Below are 17,042 nucleotides of genomic sequence, written 5' to 3'. Positions count from 1 at the left end.
AACGCTCTAGCGTGGCAGCTCACCCCATTGACCGGGATAGTCGATTTTTAAATACGTTGAATACGGGTCAATACTTTATTGGCCCCTATGTTATTTACAGATCTCGGTTTATCGGAACCCATTCTTCGCGCTATTGCTGAAGAAGGCTACACCAGCCCAACCCCCATTCAGGCTAAATCAATCCCTGCCGTATTAAAAGGCGGCGATCTATTGGCTGCAGCACAAACTGGCACAGGCAAGACTGCCGGCTTTACGCTTCCCATTTTGCAGCGCCTCACCTCCACCAAGGCGGCGTCAGGCAAGCGTCTTTTGCGCGTATTAATTCTGACCCCCACTCGCGAATTAGCCGCTCAGGTTCAAGAGTCAGTTTTAACTTATGGCAAATACACCGGTTTAAAGTCCACAGTCATTTTTGGTGGTGTTGGAGCAAATCCACAAATTAAAGCCATTGCTGGCGGTCTCGATATTTTGGTTGCTACGCCTGGACGCCTATTAGATTTGATGTCACAAAATTGTGTATCTCTCAAAGATATTGAAATCCTAGTTCTTGATGAAGCAGATCGTATGCTCGATATGGGCTTCTTGCGTGACATCAAAAAAATCTTAGCTGCCCTACCAAAGCAACGCCAAAATCTTCTATTTTCAGCAACCTTCTCTACCGAGATCAAAGCATTGGCGGATGGGTTATTAAACGCACCAGAGTTGATTGAAGTAGCCCGCAGCAACAGCACCAATGAGGCAATCGCTCAACTCATTCACCCGGTAGACAGAACAAAGAAGCATCCTTTATTAGCACATCTCATTAAGAGTAATGACTGGAAGCAAGTGCTGGTCTTTACTCGCACTAAGCATGGTGCCAATAAGTTAGTAACCCAACTGGAGAAGGATGGCATTACCAGCATGGCTATTCATGGCAACAAGAGTCAATCTGCTCGCACCAAAGCATTGGCCGACTTCAAAGCTGGCAAATTAACGGCATTAGTTGCCACAGATATTGCTGCGCGCGGTATTGATATCGACCAACTGCCGCACGTAGTGAACTATGACCTACCAAACGTTTCCGAGGATTATGTACATCGCATTGGTCGTACCGGTCGCGCAGGATCTAATGGTGTAGCAGTATCTTTGGTTTGTATTGATGAGCACCAAATGCTCAGAGATATTGAAAAACTCATCAAGCAAAAGCTCCCGCAAGAAGTGATAGCCGGTTTTGAGCCAGATCCGAATGCCGTTGCCCAACCAATTCAACTACGCAGCCAACAACACCAGCAATCCAGGAAGCCTAGACCCTCGGGTTCTGGCGGCGCCCCAGCTAAAAAGACACCCGCCAAGCGCAGTAGCCCACCCAAAAGAAGCTTTAACCGCTAATTCATCTAGGATTTAGAATATTTGGTATGAGTCAAACTGCTGAAACAAAAACAACTGAACCACGCCTGACCTCCCTATCTCATGGTGGGGGCTGCGGCTGCAAGATTGCCCCAGGCGTGCTTTCTGAAATTCTGAAGAATGTTCCACAACTTCCTTTTCCAAAAGAATTGCTCATTGGTATCGAGACTTCAGATGATGCTGCTGTTTATCAAATTAATGAATCTCAAGCGATCGTAGCAACGACAGATTTTTTCATGCCGATTGTTGACGATCCATTTGACTTCGGAAAAATTGCAGCAACAAATGCGATTAGCGATATCTATGCAATGGGTGGCACACCGTTGTTTGCTCTTGCATTAGTTGGTATGCCAATTAAAGTTTTATCCAACAATACGATTGCCCGCATTCTTGAGGGTGGTTCTGAAGCCTGTCGTAGTGCCGGCATTCCTATTGCGGGTGGACATACGATTGATTCGGTTGAGCCTATTTATGGATTGGTGGCAATTGGTATAGTCGATCCAAAGCGTGTGAAGAGCAACGCCAGCGCTAAACCGGGCGATGTATTAATTCTGGGCAAGCCTCTAGGCGTAGGCATCTTATCTGCCGCCCTGAAGAAAGATCTTTTGGGTCCAGATGGCTATCGAGAAATGATTGCCAACACAACCAAACTCAACTCTGCAGGGCCAGAGTTAGCAAAACTATCTGGCGTGAATGCCTTAACTGATGTCACAGGTTTTGGTTTGGCTGGTCACACCCTAGAGTTAGCAAGGGGCTCAAACTGCACAGCGCATATTGACTGGAGCCAAGTACCCCTGCTCTCTAATGTGCAAAAGCTAGCCGATGATGGCGTCATCACCGGCGCCTCAGATAGAAACTGGCTGAGTTACGGCAATGAGGTTGGCATTCCGGCAGACTTCACGCCAGCGCAGCGCGCCCTATTGACTGATCCACAAACTAGCGGCGGACTACTAGTTTCCTGCAGCCCTGATAGCGTTAAAGAAGTATTGGATATCTTCAATCAACATCAATTCTTGGGTGCCCGTGTCATTGGTCAAATGAGCAAACGCCAAGAAATGCCTCTAGTGGTTTCTTAACTCAGCTTCTCAAGTTGGTTTGTTTATTTCTTTAGATTAAATACACTTGAGAAATCAAGCTGGCCATTGCCGGCTTTGCTGTGACTCTCGTAAAGCTGTTGCGCCAACTTGCCCAGCGGGACATTAGCATCTAAATTTTCTGCATTCTCAACTGCTAAGCCTAGATCTTTTAGCATCAGATCTACGCCAAAGCCACCGGCATACTCTTTTGAAGACGGAACGTTTTCCATTACACCTGGACAAGGGTTATATAACTCCAAAGTCCAGTTACGTCCTGAACTTTTTGACATGATGTCGGATAGCACTTTTGGATCCATGCCATTCGCAATTCCTAAACGGAGCGCCTCACTCGTTCCCAGCATCTGAATACCCAAGAGCATGTTGTTGCAAACCTTAACAGTCTGCCCTGCACCACTTGCGCCCGCATGAAAAATGTTCTTACCCATTTTTTCTAGCAATGGACGTGCGCACTCTACTGCACTCGTATCGCCGCCCACCATAAACGTTAATGAGCCAGCTTGTGCTCCCGCAGTTCCACCGGAGACCGGTGCATCAAGCATGACCAAGCCTTTTGCCTTTGCTGCTGCCGCAACAGTCTGCGCAACCTTAGGTGAAATGGTTGAGCAGTCAATGAGTAGCGTCTTAGGATTTGCACTTGCGAGCAAGCCTGTATCACCAAGATATAAGCCCTCCACATGGCGTGAAGCTGGCAACATGCTAATTAATACATCCACATCCTTGGCGGTCGCATTTGCATTAGCAGCAACAGCGCCACCCGCAGCCGCAAAGGCATCCAATTGACTTTGCACTAAATCAAAACCAACAACCTCGTGCCCTGCTTTTAATAGGTTGAGGGCCATCGGTAAGCCCATATTTCCTAAACCAATAAATCCAATTTTCATAGCGATCCTAGTTTTATTGTTTTCTTGAAGCCAAGTACTTCACGCCTTTCGGCCCATATGATTCTGCATGAGGCTGCTTGTATTTCAACTCAAACACATCGCCTGGGTTATATACACTGCAAATGCTATCAATCACGATCTCAATACTACCCTCCATAACTAGCGCTTTCACCTCAAACGGATGCTCATGTTTATCAAGGCGGCCATTAGGAGCTTGCTGAACCTCTACTGGCTCAGGGAATCCGTGTTGCATAAGTAGCTGTAAAAACTGCTCTCTGTTCATCATATAACTATAGCGTGGATATACTCTCTTAGCACCAAGCAATTATTAGGGGACATCATATGGTGAAAGTCATTGGATTAATGGAGTTAAGCGATCAGGAAGCCTTTGAGCAGTACCGCTCAAAAGTGGGTCAAACCGTTGAGCTATATAAGGGTTCAATCCAGCATCGAGGATCGGTAGCTGAACTCTTTTGGAATGAGCTGGGTTGCGCACCCTTCACTACCTTCGTAGAACTTGAGTTTCCAAGCGCACAAGACGCTCACACTTGGGCTAATAGCCCTGAATATCAATCCCTCGTGCCAGTACGCAGTAAAGCAATGAAACTCACTCTTTTTAGCGTTGTAATTTAAAGCAATATTAAGTTGGGGGTTTGCAAATAAAAAAGCCTAGCTCGCAAGCTAGGCTTTTTAATCGGTCTGAAGTCAGGATTACTTCTTAGCTTCCATTGCTTCTTTAGCAGCAGTAATTTCTTTACGACGCTCTTTGCAGGCGCCAGCGATTTCTTGCAAGGCCTTACGTGCGCGCGCAGCAGATGCCTTAATACCTTTTTCAATAAATTTTTCGTTTTCAGCTTTGTAAGTTTCAAAAGCAGCCAACAATGTATCGTGTTGTGACATCTCGTCTCCTATTAACAAATGAATATTTATACTGACAGCCAGGCCAGTATATCCGCATAAAAACCATAGAAAATCGCCCCTCAAATCAGGGATAACTCTTATATTTACAGGTTCAGCCAAAATAGCTTCATTAGATAAAAATACCCCGGAGACCCCAAAATGCTCAAAAAATTCCTTCTTTTGCTCGTCGGCACCATGCTTGGGCTCGCAGCCTATGCCCAAAATAGCTCTTGGCCGGCCTCAAACAAGCCAATTACCTTTATTAACCCCTTCCCTCCAGGTGGGGCTGTAGATGCTTTTGGACGCCCTCTAGCCAAGCAACTCTCTACCCAATTAAACGACTCCATCGTGGTCGATAACCGCGGTGGTGCAGGTGGAACGCTTGGCGCTGCAGTTGCAGCAAAAATGGCGCCAGATGGATATACCTGGCTTCTTGGTGCAGTGCATCACTCAATTGCACCAAGTATGTACACCAACCTTTCTTATGACATCACCAAAGATTTTGAGCCTATCGCCATTATTGGTAGCGTCCCGCATGTCATTGTTGTGAATCCCAATAAGTTTCCAAAAAATGATTTGAAATCGATCATGGAAGAGATTCGTAAACATCCTGGAAAATACAACTATGCCTCTACCGGCAATGGCACGTCACAGCACTTGACTGGCGAACTCTTTAAGATGCAAAACAAGTTATTCATTACCCATATTCCTTATCGTGGAACAGGGCCTGCGCTGCAGGACCTCGTAGCAGGCCAAGTCGATATGATGTTTGATACTTTAGCTGGTGCTGCGCCATTTATCAAAAACGGTCAGTTAATCGCCGTAGCCGTAGCCACCTCAAAAAGAGTAGATGCATTTCCGAATGTTCCTACCGCGCAAGAACTGGGCATCTCCAATTTCATAGTGAATAGCTGGTATGCCATGTGGGCCATCAAAGGCACACCTAAGGATATTGTCGAAAAGATGAGTGCTGAAGTACAAATTGCCCTAGCCTCTCCTGAAATCAAAGAGCGCTGGGCGTCTATGGGTGCAAGCGTTCCCAAGATGACTCGCCCTGAGCTGGCAAACTATATTAATCAAGAAATTTCCCGCTGGAGCGAAGTAGTGAAAAAGTCTGGCGCTAAGCTAGATTAAAAAAATAGATTAAAAAAAGAAACATTAAAAAATAATTAAGAGACAGCATGACCATTCAGACTAAAAACCTTTCTTTTGTTCGCAACAAACTTCTCAATAAAGAAGAAATTGCTTTTTTAGATGTACGTGAAGAAGACCCTCATGCGCAAGAGCATCCCTTGTTTGCTGCAAACGTACCACTTTCTCGCATTGAGATTGATGCTTATGCAAAGCTACCCAAAAAGGATGTGCCCATCGTGACATTAGATGATGGTGAAGGGTTTGCACAACTAGCAGCGCAACGCTTGATTGATCTTGGTTTTACCAATGTTTCTGTATTTGAAGGTGGCGTACAGGGCTGGAAGGCAGCTGGCGGTGAACTCTTTAAGGACGTGAATGTCCCCAGTAAATCTTTTGGTGAATTTGTAGAGTCTAAGCGTCACACCCCTTCTTTATCAGCCCAAGAGGTGAAGCACTTAATCGACAGCAAAGAAGATGTGGTGGTTGTAGATGTGCGTCGCTTTGATGAGTACAACACCATGAGTATTCCAACTGGTATTAGCGTACCAGGCGCAGAACTGGTGCTGCGCCTACCTGAATTAGCCCCTAATCCAAAGACGAAGATTATTGTGAACTGCGCCGGCAGAACCCGAAGCATCATTGGCACTCAATCGCTAATTAATGCCGGCATACCAAATGAGGTCAATGCGCTGCGCAATGGAACCATTGGCTGGACTTTAGCTGGGCAAGAGCTAGACAAAGGTCAGAGCAGAAAGTTTCAAGAAGTAAGCGAAGAAACAAAGAATGAGGCAGCAGTGCGTGCGCGCAGCGTTGCTGATAGAGCTGGTGTCAAACGAGCCAGTCTTGCAGATGTGCAGCAATGGAAATCACAACCTGAGCGCACCACATATTTATTTGATACGCGTACTCCTGAAGAATATGAATCCGGTCACCTACCTGACTTTAGATCTGTACCTGGTGGTCAACTCGTTCAAGAAACAGAAATGGTTGCCCCTGTCCGTGGAGCTCGTATCGTTTTAGTTGATCCTAGTGGTGGCAGCGTACGCGCCAACATGCCAGCATCTTGGTTGGCACAAATGGCCTGGGATGTTTATGTTCTTGATGGCATTAACGCATCAGATCTAACCGAGAAAGGCTCTTGGAAGGCGCCCTTACCAAACCTACCAACAATTGAGAGCGTGGATGCGCAAACGGTTTCTCATTGGCTCAAAACTGATAGCAATACGATTGCGGTGGATTTCAGCACTCATGCTAATTACGTTAAGGGACATATTCCAGGTAGCTGGTATGCCCTGCGCTCTCAACTTACTGAAGCCATCAAAAAAATTCCTCAAGTAGATCGGTACGTGATCACTAGTACACCGTCAGAACTTAGTCTCTTTGCCGCGCAAGAACTTCAAGCGCTTACGAAGGCTGAAGTATTGGTTTTAGAGGGTGGCAATGCTGCCTGGGTCAAAGCTGGATTGGAATTAGAAAAGGGAGCAAGCCATTTGGCCTCTCCTCCCCTAGATCGCTACAAACGTCCTTATGAAGGTACAAGCGTAGATCCTGCAGCAATGCAGGCTTATTTAGATTGGGAGTTTGGTTTAGTAGAACAACTTGGCAAGGACGGAACCCATCACTTCTGGGTTCTCTAATCAACTACAGTCGTCCTTGCGGTTGTCCTTGTTGATGTCCTTGTTGATGTCTTCGCTTTAATAGTTAAGCGATCTTATTGCGAATGATGCCGACACCAGTGATTTCTGTTTCCATGCTGTCGCCCGGCTTTAAAAACTCCGGCGGTTTTCTGCTATAGCCAACTCCAGATGGGGTGCCAGTTGCAATGATGTCGCCAGGTAGCAGCGTCAGACTGCGAGAAAGCTCAGCGATTACCACCGGAATCTTGAAATACATCTGCTTATAGCTAGCATTTTGTTTTTCAACGCCATTTACGCGGCAAATGATGCGAGTGTCATCCAAGTTAACACCGCCGGCAGTCACAATCCATGGGCCCATTGGGCCATGACCATCCAAACTCTTACCTTTGAACCACTGACCTGAGTGACGTTTTTGCTGAACATCACGCGCAGTGGTGTCGTTATAAGCAGCATAGCCAAAAACATAATCCATGGCATTTTCTTCGGAGATATTTTTACCTTTCTTGCCAATAACAACCGCTAATTCAGCTTCCCAGTCAATCATGGTGGAGTAGCTACCATCATAGGGAATAGGGTCGAAAGGTCCATTCATGGTTTGGGTGCCTTTAGTAAAAAGCACGGGCACCTTTGGATACTCTTTAACGCCTTGATCAGCGCGTCTATCCCTACCTTCATCAAAGTGATCTAAATAATTCCAACCCACACAGTAAATATTGCTTTGTGGTTTAGGGATTGGTGATAACAACACCACTTGGTTCACATTCTGCAAGTTTGATCCGCGACCTTTAAATAATGCCGCTAATTCAGCAAGGCCTCTATTGCCAGAGGCTGCTAATGAAATCGTTGACGTAGGATCAAATGAAAGCTGCACTTTTTGGCGAGCTGCCTCAGCCGGGATATCTACCACCATGCCATCATTAGTTACTAAACCCAATCTGGATGTTGCACCCATTTTCGGCAAATAGTTAGCGATTCGGAAACCCGCCTTACCTGTCAATGGCTCAACCACAATAGGTTGGCGCGCATCAGGGGCGGCCATTGCATTTGAAATCAACATGCTGCTCATAGCAGCAGATGCTCCCAATTTAAGCGCATCTCTACGATTTGTATCCACAGCGTCTCCTTTAATATTTTTGTTATTAATGTTTTATTAATACTCTGGCGTTATTCATTAAACACTCTGTCATAAATACTAATACCAAACGCTATTCATGGGCAAAATTTTGAGAAATTCACTATGCTTAGGCTATGCGGATCGTCAAAACCACCCGAACCCCCCTTCTTCTAGCTTACATATGCGTACTAGTAGGGCTGTGCGCCTGCGAGCGAGAGAGCTACACGAGCTGGAGTTGCAACTCCCAGGCCGAGACCAAAATCTCGATGGTGCTTCGTAAAGCCCAAATGGAATTTAAGGGTAACAAGTTAAATTACTGTGGAAGCTTGGGGCCTCAAAGTTTTTTTGATCAGCAATGCCCGCCTCAGATCAACCAATCTAGCGCGACATTTACACCATCCTCGGGACTACTCCTGATCCAAGGGCAAGAATTTCAGTGCACAGCTCTATAAACAATAAATTAAGCCCCAAGAAATTGCTGCTGACCAAATGGACGGCAGTAAAACCCATCGCCAAACAAAAGCATTTCTTGGTTAGTAAAGTCATTCTTCCTGAACCACCAGACGAAAAAATTGAGCTTGTAGAGATTGAGGCGGTCTATTCGAAGAAAACCACGCTCATTCCCTGGCGAGACCTCACGAACAGCGAGCTTTGGATACAGGGCTGGAAATAAAAAACCGCCTCATATTTGAGACGGCTTTTTGTTTTTTCATGCTTCAAGAATTCACATTAATCCGTCTTCTTTTTAGCTCCAGATTTTTTCACTAGATCATCGATATTCTTTTCAGCAGCATCAGCCACTTGATTCACAATGCGGCGCCCTTCTTTAAACATCTTCTGACCGGTAGTGGACATCTCATTAACTACCTTAGAAAGCTTATCAGCGTGAGTAGGCAATTTGTTTTCAGCATCCTCTAACCAGCCCACTAATGAGCTGCGAACTTTCTCCAAATGCTTTTCAGTTTCATCAGCAGCGCTCTCGCCGATATCTTTAAGCACTGATTTCACTTTCTTTTGATAGGCAGTTGCACGCTTAGCCGCCTCTTTGGCTGCTTCTTCCTGCAATGCCTTTAGCTTTGCCAAATCATTCTTTGCTGCTGACTTGGCGCTATCTAAGGCATTTTTCATACCCCACTCCATCTCAGCAATGTGATGTTCGCTCAATTCCTTTGCGGCATCCAAAAGCTTATGCGAATAATCAAATAGTTCTTTCGCTTTTTCCTGTTGCCACTTTTGAAGATCTTTTGCATCCATTTGTTCTCTCCCAAGAAATAAGTGTTAATGAAGCCTGTCTTATTAACTCTATACCCAAATTGGCAAACTGCCAATTCCCTCGATTTCCCCCAATTCTGGGTATTAAAATAGGGTGATGACAGAAAGACAATCCATTTATGACGCCATTGGCGGTATCGACAAGGTCGATGAGCTAGTTGACCGCTTTTACGATTTAATGGCTTTAGAGCCTAAATTTAGCGATCTTCGGGCCATGCACGGACAAGACCTCTCCAACTCCAGAGAGAAGTTGAAATTCTTTCTAACGGGTTGGATGGGTGGACCTGACATCTATTCACCTAAATACGGCCACCCAATGCTAAGGGCACGCCACCTCCCTTTTAAGATTGGCTTAAATGAGCGCAATCAATGGCTTGCCTGTATGTATCAGGCATTGGAGGATTGTGGAATTACTGGAAATACCGCGAAGCAACTCGAAGAGTCATTCTTCAACACCGCCGACTGGATGAGAAACCAGCCCAACTAAAAATTAGTCGAGCTTGGCTCCTGCCTGCTTCACTGCTTTTGCCCAACGTGGCATTTCTGCGGCAAGAAATTTTGAGAATTGATCTGCATTGAGATAAGCAGGATCAGCGCCTTGATCAATCATTTTTTTCTGAATATCAGGTGACTCGAGCGTTTCTTTAAATGCCTGACTTAATTTATTCACGACATCTGGTGGAGTACCCTTTGGCGCCAATATTCCATAAAAGCCAACCACCTCTAAGTTCGCAACACCTGTCTCGATCACAGTTGGTGTATTCGGCAATGCTGGATTGCGCTTGGCACTAGTTACTGCCAGGGCTTTGATTTTCCCCTGCTTAACATAGTTAGCCGCTTGAGGAACGGACTCCGCCATAAATTGCACATGGCCTGCGATCAAATCAGTAAATGCTGGAGCGCTTCCCTTGAAGGGGATGTGCACCATAAATATTCCCGTCTCGCTTTTGAGCATCTCTGGAACCAAATGAGAAATGCCGCCATTACCCGCTGACCCATAGTTCAGCTTTCCTGGATTTGCTTTTGCGTACGCTATGAATTCTTTCAGAGTATTTGCTTGCACATCCTTGTTCACAATCAATGCCAGTGGTTGCTGCGCAGTTCTAGCAATCGGTTGGAAATCTTTTAGGGTGTCATAAGGTGATTTGGTGTAAATCGCTGGGTTAATTACCATTGTTCCAGTATTAGCCAATAGCACTGTATATCCATCAGCCGGTGATTGCGCGACATACTGAGCACCAACCGCGCCACCTGCTCCAGCCTTGTAATCGACGATGACTGTTTGCCCTAAAGCAGACTGCAGCCTATCAACCAACAGTCGAATGTGAGCATCCAAAGGTCCGCCTGCAGGAAATCCAATAATGATTTTGACTGGTTTATCAGGATAAGCCGCCTGAACCGCTTTCCAGGAGCAGCAAAGCAATAGGCTTAGCAGAAATATCCTGATGATTTGTGTGGACTTATACATATGAGGCGACATTTAATTTACTTGGATACACTTTACCTTATCACCACATTGGCAAAGTAGAAAATGATCGAAAGCTTTATGCAACTTATCAGCGACCCCAATGCTTGGATCGCATTTTTAACGCTCTCTGCCCTAGAAATCATTCTGGGTATTGATAACATCATTTTCATTAGCGTCATTGCCAATAGACTCCCAATAGAAATCCGGGAAAAGGTACGCCGCTTTGGGCTGATCTTTGCATTGGTAACGCGCATTCTGTTGTTACTCAGTCTGTCATGGGTAATGGGATTGACCGCCCCCCTCTTTAGCATTTCCGAACACGTCATCAGCGGCAGAGATTTAATCCTTCTCCTTGGCGGCTTCTTCTTGATATGGAAGGCCTCAAAAGAAATCTACGTTGAGGTTGAAGTGGGAGAACATGGCGAAGCCCATAGCAATGCGAACAGCCAAAATGCTGGCAAGTCGATGATGACCCTCTTTGTTGGCTCCGTTTTGCAAATCGGCTTACTAGACATCATTTTCTCTCTAGATAGCGTAATCACCGCAGTAGGCATGGTTGATCAAATCAGCGTCATGATTGCAGCCGTTCTTGCTTCGGTTCTCATCATGCTGGTGGCAGCAAAGCCTATTGGAGATTTTGTTCACCGCCACCCCTCCATTAAGGTCCTGGCCTTATCTTTTTTGACAGTGGTAGGCGTTGTATTGATTGCAGAAGGAATGAGTGTTCATATTCCTAAAGGCTACGTCTATGTAGCCATGGCATTTTCACTATCAGTTGAGCTTTTAAATATCCGCTCGCGGGAAAAGAAAAAGCGTCAGGGATAAAACTATAAAGCTTGCGCGCAAGCAAAGCCGCTTGCCCAGGCCCACTGGAAGTTATGACCACCTAAATGGCCAGTGACATCGACGCACTCGCCAATAAAAAAGAGTCCTGAATGTTTGCGGGACATCATGGTCTGTCCATCAAGCTCTTTGGTATCAACGCCACCTAACATCACTTCAGCTTTTTTCCAGCCCAGGGTACCTGCGGGCTTTACTGACCAGTTGGTTATCAACTCTTTGAGGGCTTGGCGATCTTTTTTAGATACCTCAGCCCACTTTCGACCTACTAAATTTTTCTGCTCAGCAAATGCTTTTGCTAAACGCTGAGGCAGCACAGAAGCAAGAATGGTTTCAGTTAGCTTTAAGCGGTTCTCTTCATTATTGAAGAGCTCATCGCAATTAAAGCCGCCAGGACGCTCAACCGCTCCCAGCCAATCAATATGAATGGGCTCGCCCTCTTCCCAATAACTACTTGCCTGGAGAACGGCAGGACCAGATAGACCTTTATGAGTTAGCAAAAGATCTTCATTAAATCTGCAGGCGCCATAACGATGCCCTTTAGAGCCAGAGGCTATTCTGACGGGAACGCTAAGACCTGCCAAGTCATTGAGGTTGCCAAAAGTATCTGCAGTAAAAGACAGCGGTACCAGAGCAGGTCTTGGGTCGATAACGTTTAAGCCAAACTGTTTTGCAATATCCAATGAATACGCAGTAGCGCCTATGGCTGGAACTGGCAAACCGCCAGTTGCCATGACTACTGCTTTGGTCCTTTCAAGGCCCATGTTGGTACGAACAATCCAGGCATCACCATCTTGGGCAATCGATTCAACTGCGACAGGATTACGCACCATCACCTTACCCTTGGCACATTCTGCAAAGAGCATATCAATGATTTGCTTTGCTGAATCATCGCAAAATAACTGGCCTTGGTGTTTCTCATGGTAATTAATCCCATGAGCCGTTACTAGCTTGATAAATTCAGATGAAGGATATCTAGCGAGCGCACTTTTTACGAAGTGTTGATTAAGCGATAAGAAATTGGCTGGGCTGCTATGCAAATTGGTGAAGTTGCAACGACCGCCACCACTAATGCGAATCTTTTCGCCCAATACTTGAGCATGATCTAGTACTAAAACTTTCCTACCTAACTGACCAGCCACTCCGGCACAGAATAGTCCTGCTGCGCCTCCACCGACAATGATGGCATCCCAAGTTTTACTCATGTATTACTCAAAGCGATCAATGATGTCTGATGAGATATTGAGTTTTCTCATGTGAAGCTTGGTATAGGCCTGGCGAAAGTTCTTTGTCATTGAAATCATGACGGATGCAGTCCAGGCAAACGCAAACATTCCAGAAAAAGCAATAATGACTGCCAGCATCTTCCAGCCGCTCGGAAGAATGTCTTCCATGAAACCCATGGCCGTATAGGTGCTGCCACTAAAGAGAATGCTTTGACCAAGCTCGGGTAGCAATTTAAATGCATATAGAGCAATACCCCAAATGAGTATTTCAGCGATATGCGTTAAGAACAAACAAAAGACGCTGGTGTAAAAACACATTGCCACTGCAGAATATTTCTTCTCAGATAAATACAGAAAGGTTTTGACTTCATAGCGTTTGGCAATTTGCAATAAAAGAACGCCATGAAAAATCATCACCAGCAAAAGCATGGAGCCACCCAAAAGGTAGCCCGGGAGATCAAGAGATGTTGCGATACTGGCTTGAGATGAATTCATGATGGAGATTTTACAGGCGAGCCTACTCAGCTAAGCTGATACCAGCCCTGGATAACCTGCCAGGCTTCTTCGGCAGTCTCTACAAAGTGAATGATGTTCATATCTTCCTGGTCAATCACGCCAAATTCCACCATGTGATTGAAGTTCACCATCTCACTCCAATAATCTTTCCCCACCAAGATGACTGGAATGGGAACCACTTTTTTAGTCTGAATGAGCGTTAGGACTTCGAACAATTCATCAAAGGAGCCGAAGCCTCCGGGATAGGCGACAATTGCCCTAGCTCGCAACATAAAGTGCATCTTGCGCAAAGCAAAGTAATGGAAGCGAAAACTGAGCCCAGGACTGATGTAAGGATTGGGGTGCTGCTCTCTGGGAAGGCTGATATTAAAACCAATAGTTTTATCGCCAACTTCAAATGCGCCACGATTAGCGGCCTCCATAATGCCCGGTCCACCACCAGTACAGATATGCAATTTATTGGAGTTTAGTTTTTGGGTTTCGTTGTAATGCGCTACCAAAGCACCAAACTGTCGAGCGGACTCATAGTACTTGCTGTGCAGAATGGCTTTTTTCGCTACCGCAGCCTCTTCTGGTGTCTTAGCATTCTTTTCTAGATCTAAAGCATGCTGATGGCTGACAAAACGAGTTGATCCAAATACAGTAATGGTGTGATCAATGCCATGCTCTTTGAGCAAGACCTCGGGCTTGAGCAACTCAAGCTCAAAACGAATGCCCATAGTTTCTCTGCGGGCCAAAAAAGCTTCGTCATCAAAGGCAAACTTGTACGAATCATCAGAGCCATCCTCAGCTATGTGACTGTGATGCAAATTTAAAAATTCAGTAATTGTTTGTGAGTTGTGAACGGGAAGCTTTGGACTCATGTTGCGACCTTCTGGCGTATGTATAGAGTCATCTTAACCTGCACTCCAAATTAGTGTTAATACCTAGTTTTACCTTGGATATAGGGCCCTAGGGGTTTTTGGGATTTACCCAGCGCCCTTCCCGAGTTAATATTGATCCAATTTCAACCAAATCGAAGGAAAAGCAATGAGCAACCGTTCAATCATCATCATGGTACTAGTCTTAGTTGGTGCCACAGCCTATTTACTCCTTAAGGGTGATGGCAACATTGATATGGGTGGCGAAAAGCATGGTGCAGAAGCTGCACACATGGAAGAAGCTAAGAAAGATGCTCCTGCAGCTGCTCCAGTTGCTCCAGCGGCAGCACCAGCTGCTGATGCTAAGAAGTAATTTTTAGCGCTGTAGACAAAACCGCGGTCCGCCGCGGTTTTTTTGTCTCATCTTTTAATGAAATTCACATTCTCTCTAGCACTTTCTCTAACGCTACTGTGTTTATCTCAATTCGCAATTAGTCAACAACCTCCTGTTATGAAATCTATCAGTCCTGCAGCCCTCACTTCTTTTGTTCCGACCGGCACTTTGCGTGTCGGCATCAATTTGGGAAATCCTATTCTTGCGAATGAAGATCCGAATACCAAAAATCTATATGGCGTAACTATTGATATCGCCAATGAAATTGGGAAACGAATTTCTAAGCCAGTGCAGTTAATCCCGTTTAAAACTGCAGGCGCAACAGTTGATGCAGTCAAAACCGGTGAGATCGATTTGGTATTTGTTGCGATCGATCCAGTGCGTGGCGCAGATATTAGTTATACGCCAGCCTATATTCAGATTGAAGGCGCCTATATGGTGAAGTCTTCCTCCCCATTAAAGGCCAACGAAGAGGTAGATTTGGCTGGCAATGAAATCGTAGTGGGAAAAGGTAGTGCCTATGACTTGTACCTCACGCGTGAAATTAAAAATGCTGCACTATTGCGATCAGCTAGCTCACAAGCTGTCGTAGATGACTTTATGTCGGGAAAAGGGAATGTGGCTGCGGGCGTTAAACAGCAGTTAGAAAGCGATGCTAAACGCTATGATGGTTTGCGCATGCTACCTGGGCGCTTTATGGTGATCAACCAGGCTATTGGCATTCCAAAAGCAAGGTCAAATTACGAAGACACAACTACTTATCTAAGCAATGTCATTACAGAATTAAAGCAATCTGGATTTGTGTCAGATGCGATGAAGCATCACAATATTCAGGGGGCAAAAGTTGCCGAATAATCTAACACTGATAAGTATGTAAACGCTCAGGGATGATGACATTGCTCCAATGCAATTCTTCCCTGATGCTTTGAGCCAGAACGGAAGATGACTCCGGCTCGCCATGCACCACAAAGACTGTTTTTGGTGGCTGCTCAAACCCCTTAAGCCAGTCCAATAAGCCGGCCTGATCTGCATGAGCAGATAAACCCCCAATCGTATGCACCGAAGCTCTCACAGGAACTTCTTCACCAAATAAACGAACCTTCTGCACCTTGTCTACCAGGCGCCTACCGAGGCTTCCATAAGACTGAAAACCAGTAATGACAATGGCGTTTTGCGCTCTCGGTAAATTGCTGGCCAAGTGATGCACAATTCGCCCTGCATCACACATACCGCTTGCAGAAATAATGATGGCACCGCCTTTAATCTTATTCAGGGCTTTCGATTCTTCTACATCCGCAATAAAGCGAAGATCTACGGAGCCTGGATTATCTCTATACCACTCAAATGTTGCCTGAGACTCTCCATCCAAATGGGAGAAAAAATGCTGGGTTAGATGGGTTGCTGCAGTAGCCATGGGTGAATCTACCCAAATACTTAAATGAGGCAGGCGCCCTCTTTTCACCAAATCAATTAAGAGAAATAAAATTTCTTGTGTGCGGCCCACAGCAAAGGCTGGCATAACAACGTTCCCATGCCCAGCCATCGTTGCGCTGATCACTTCAACCAACTCATCTTCCGTATCCTGCAAGCTTCGATGGAGACGGTCTCCATAGGTAGATTCAACTACGACCACATCTGCGTTTTTGATTAGGTCAGGATCAGGCATTAATACTTTACCCTTCATACCTATATCCCCAGAGAAAACGCAGCGTTTTTTCTGGTCGCCATCCTCCGTGATATCAATGACTGCAATTGCAGAGCCCAAAATATGCCCGGCATTATGAAACTCCAACTGCATCCCTGGGACCAACTCGATTGATTGTCCGTATTCCAATGCCTCAAACTGCGTCAGGGTAGTTTCTACCTCCTCCCGGGAATACAGTGCAATCGGCATTTCTCCGTGCCACTTACCTGCTTTTTGTTTTCGTTCGGCTCGCTCTACGTCCGCGCGCTGTAAATGCGCGCTATCAAGTAACAGAATTTTTAATAATTCGTAGGTGGCGCTTGTGCAATAGATCGGCCCAGTAAATCCTTGCGCACATAATCTTGGCAACAGACCACTATGATCTATATGAGCATGAGTGAGTACTACAAAATCCAGATCTTTTGGCGCGAAGGGCAAAGGTTCTAAATTTTTATTGCTAGCCTCCCTGCCACCCTGAAACATTCCATAGTCAACCATGAAATGTCTTGACCTACCGGCCAGCGTTACCTCCACCGAATGTCTTGATCCAGTGACTTCCCCTGCCGCACCTAAAAATTGAATCTTCATTTAATCAGCATACACTCTCTTACAATTATCTAAACAACATTCAAT

General features: G+C 45.6%; 20 protein-coding genes. 10 read left to right on the top strand and 10 right to left on the bottom strand.

All coding sequences use genetic code 11. From position 1 onward, the window contains the following. The first annotated feature begins 87 nt into the window (after positions 1–87). Both C2745_RS03245 and selD read left to right on the top strand, forming a co-directional pair. Positions 88–1,368: a DEAD/DEAH box helicase gene (locus tag C2745_RS03245; RefSeq protein WP_215385027.1), complete on the top strand. Its 1,281-nt coding sequence runs from the start codon at positions 88–90 to the stop codon at positions 1,366–1,368. Between the two features lie 26 nt (positions 1,369–1,394). Further along, a complete protein-coding gene (selD, locus tag C2745_RS03240; protein WP_215385025.1) occupies positions 1,395–2,462 on the top strand; it encodes a selenide, water dikinase SelD in 1,068 nt (355 codons plus the stop codon). Positions 2,463–2,485: 23 nt separating this feature from the next. Here the strand turns inward: selD and mmsB are convergent, their stop codons facing one another. Together mmsB and C2745_RS03230 are read right to left on the bottom strand one after the other, a co-directional pair. Then, positions 2,486–3,364, bottom strand: coding sequence for a 3-hydroxyisobutyrate dehydrogenase (gene mmsB, locus C2745_RS03235; protein WP_215385023.1), 879 nt, complete (start codon positions 3,362–3,364; stop codon positions 2,486–2,488). A 13-nt stretch (positions 3,365–3,377) separates the two neighbouring features. Next, complete coding sequence (locus C2745_RS03230) at positions 3,378–3,617, bottom strand: cupin (protein WP_251368381.1); 240 nt, start codon at positions 3,615–3,617, stop codon at positions 3,378–3,380. 89 nt (positions 3,618–3,706) lie between these two features. Between C2745_RS03230 and C2745_RS03225 the strand changes: the two genes are divergently transcribed. Further along, positions 3,707–3,997, top strand: coding sequence for a DUF1330 domain-containing protein (locus C2745_RS03225; protein ID WP_215385021.1), 291 nt, complete (start codon positions 3,707–3,709; stop codon positions 3,995–3,997). A 78-nt stretch (positions 3,998–4,075) separates the two neighbouring features. Here the strand turns inward: C2745_RS03225 and C2745_RS03220 are convergent, their stop codons facing one another. After that, entirely contained in the window at positions 4,076–4,264 is a 189-nt protein-coding gene (locus C2745_RS03220) for a hypothetical protein (protein WP_028819023.1), read from the bottom strand. Positions 4,265–4,423: 159 nt separating this feature from the next. On the opposite strand from C2745_RS03220, the gene C2745_RS03215 reads away from it, so the two are divergent. After that, positions 4,424–5,398: a tripartite tricarboxylate transporter substrate binding protein gene (locus tag C2745_RS03215; protein ID WP_215385020.1), complete on the top strand. Its 975-nt coding sequence runs from the start codon at positions 4,424–4,426 to the stop codon at positions 5,396–5,398. Between the two features lie 47 nt (positions 5,399–5,445). After that, positions 5,446–7,035 carry a rhodanese homology domain-containing protein gene (locus tag C2745_RS03210; RefSeq protein ID WP_215385018.1) on the top strand — a complete coding sequence of 530 codons (1,590 nt, stop codon included), beginning with the start codon at positions 5,446–5,448 and terminating at the stop codon, positions 7,033–7,035. Between the two features lie 64 nt (positions 7,036–7,099). Here the strand turns inward: C2745_RS03210 and C2745_RS03205 are convergent, their stop codons facing one another. Then, complete coding sequence (locus C2745_RS03205; protein ID WP_215385016.1) at positions 7,100–8,149, bottom strand: fumarylacetoacetate hydrolase family protein; 1,050 nt, start codon at positions 8,147–8,149, stop codon at positions 7,100–7,102. Between the two features lie 475 nt (positions 8,150–8,624). Between C2745_RS03205 and C2745_RS03200 the strand changes: the two genes are divergently transcribed. Beyond that, positions 8,625–8,822: a TIGR02450 family Trp-rich protein gene (locus tag C2745_RS03200; RefSeq protein ID WP_251368380.1), complete on the top strand. Its 198-nt coding sequence runs from the start codon at positions 8,625–8,627 to the stop codon at positions 8,820–8,822. A 56-nt stretch (positions 8,823–8,878) separates the two neighbouring features. Here C2745_RS03200 and C2745_RS03195 read toward each other — a convergent pair whose 3' ends face one another. Beyond that, complete coding sequence (locus C2745_RS03195) at positions 8,879–9,403, bottom strand: phasin family protein (RefSeq protein WP_215385014.1); 525 nt, start codon at positions 9,401–9,403, stop codon at positions 8,879–8,881. Between the two features lie 115 nt (positions 9,404–9,518). On the opposite strand from C2745_RS03195, the gene C2745_RS03190 reads away from it, so the two are divergent. Further along, positions 9,519–9,908 (top strand): group II truncated hemoglobin, encoded by a 390-nt coding sequence (locus tag C2745_RS03190; RefSeq protein WP_215385012.1) that lies wholly within the window; start codon positions 9,519–9,521, stop codon positions 9,906–9,908. A 3-nt stretch (positions 9,909–9,911) separates the two neighbouring features. On the opposite strand, the gene C2745_RS03185 is transcribed toward C2745_RS03190, so the two are convergent. Next, complete coding sequence (locus C2745_RS03185; RefSeq protein ID WP_215385010.1) at positions 9,912–10,889, bottom strand: tripartite tricarboxylate transporter substrate binding protein; 978 nt, start codon at positions 10,887–10,889, stop codon at positions 9,912–9,914. A 78-nt stretch (positions 10,890–10,967) separates the two neighbouring features. Here C2745_RS03185 and C2745_RS03180 point away from each other — a divergent pair, with 78 nt between their 5' ends. Continuing rightward, positions 10,968–11,714 (top strand): TerC family protein, encoded by a 747-nt coding sequence (locus C2745_RS03180; RefSeq protein WP_251368379.1) that lies wholly within the window; start codon positions 10,968–10,970, stop codon positions 11,712–11,714. A 2-nt stretch (positions 11,715–11,716) separates the two neighbouring features. Here the strand turns inward: C2745_RS03180 and C2745_RS03175 are convergent, their stop codons facing one another. Genes C2745_RS03175 through C2745_RS03165 form a run of 3 tightly spaced genes read right to left on the bottom strand, consistent with a single transcriptional unit; the run spans position 11,717 to position 14,334 of the window. Further along, positions 11,717–12,934 (bottom strand): NAD(P)/FAD-dependent oxidoreductase, encoded by a 1,218-nt coding sequence (locus C2745_RS03175; RefSeq protein WP_215385006.1) that lies wholly within the window; start codon positions 12,932–12,934, stop codon positions 11,717–11,719. Between the two features lie 3 nt (positions 12,935–12,937). Next, positions 12,938–13,450: a hypothetical protein gene (locus C2745_RS03170; protein WP_215385005.1), complete on the bottom strand. Its 513-nt coding sequence runs from the start codon at positions 13,448–13,450 to the stop codon at positions 12,938–12,940. A gap of 26 nt (positions 13,451–13,476) precedes the next feature. Then, a complete protein-coding gene (locus C2745_RS03165) occupies positions 13,477–14,334 on the bottom strand; it encodes an LOG family protein (RefSeq protein WP_215385003.1) in 858 nt (285 codons plus the stop codon). A gap of 166 nt (positions 14,335–14,500) precedes the next feature. Between C2745_RS03165 and C2745_RS03160 the strand changes: the two genes are divergently transcribed. Continuing rightward, positions 14,501–14,704: a hypothetical protein gene (locus C2745_RS03160; protein WP_215385001.1), complete on the top strand. Its 204-nt coding sequence runs from the start codon at positions 14,501–14,503 to the stop codon at positions 14,702–14,704. 138 nt (positions 14,705–14,842) lie between these two features. After that, entirely contained in the window at positions 14,843–15,580 is a 738-nt protein-coding gene (locus C2745_RS03155) for an ABC transporter substrate-binding protein (RefSeq protein WP_215385000.1), read from the top strand. A gap of 1 nt (position 15,581) precedes the next feature. On the opposite strand, the gene C2745_RS03150 is transcribed toward C2745_RS03155, so the two are convergent. Then, positions 15,582–16,997, bottom strand: a complete 1,416-nt coding sequence (locus tag C2745_RS03150; protein WP_215384998.1) for an MBL fold metallo-hydrolase RNA specificity domain-containing protein — start codon at positions 16,995–16,997, stop codon at positions 15,582–15,584. Between the last annotated feature and the right edge of the window lie 45 nt (positions 16,998–17,042).

Origin of the sequence: Polynucleobacter sp. AP-Kolm-20A-A1 (assembly GCF_018688315.1) — a bacterium.
Classification (GTDB): Bacteria; Pseudomonadota; Gammaproteobacteria; order Burkholderiales; family Burkholderiaceae; genus Polynucleobacter.
This window is presented reverse-complemented; position numbering and strand designations above follow the sequence as displayed.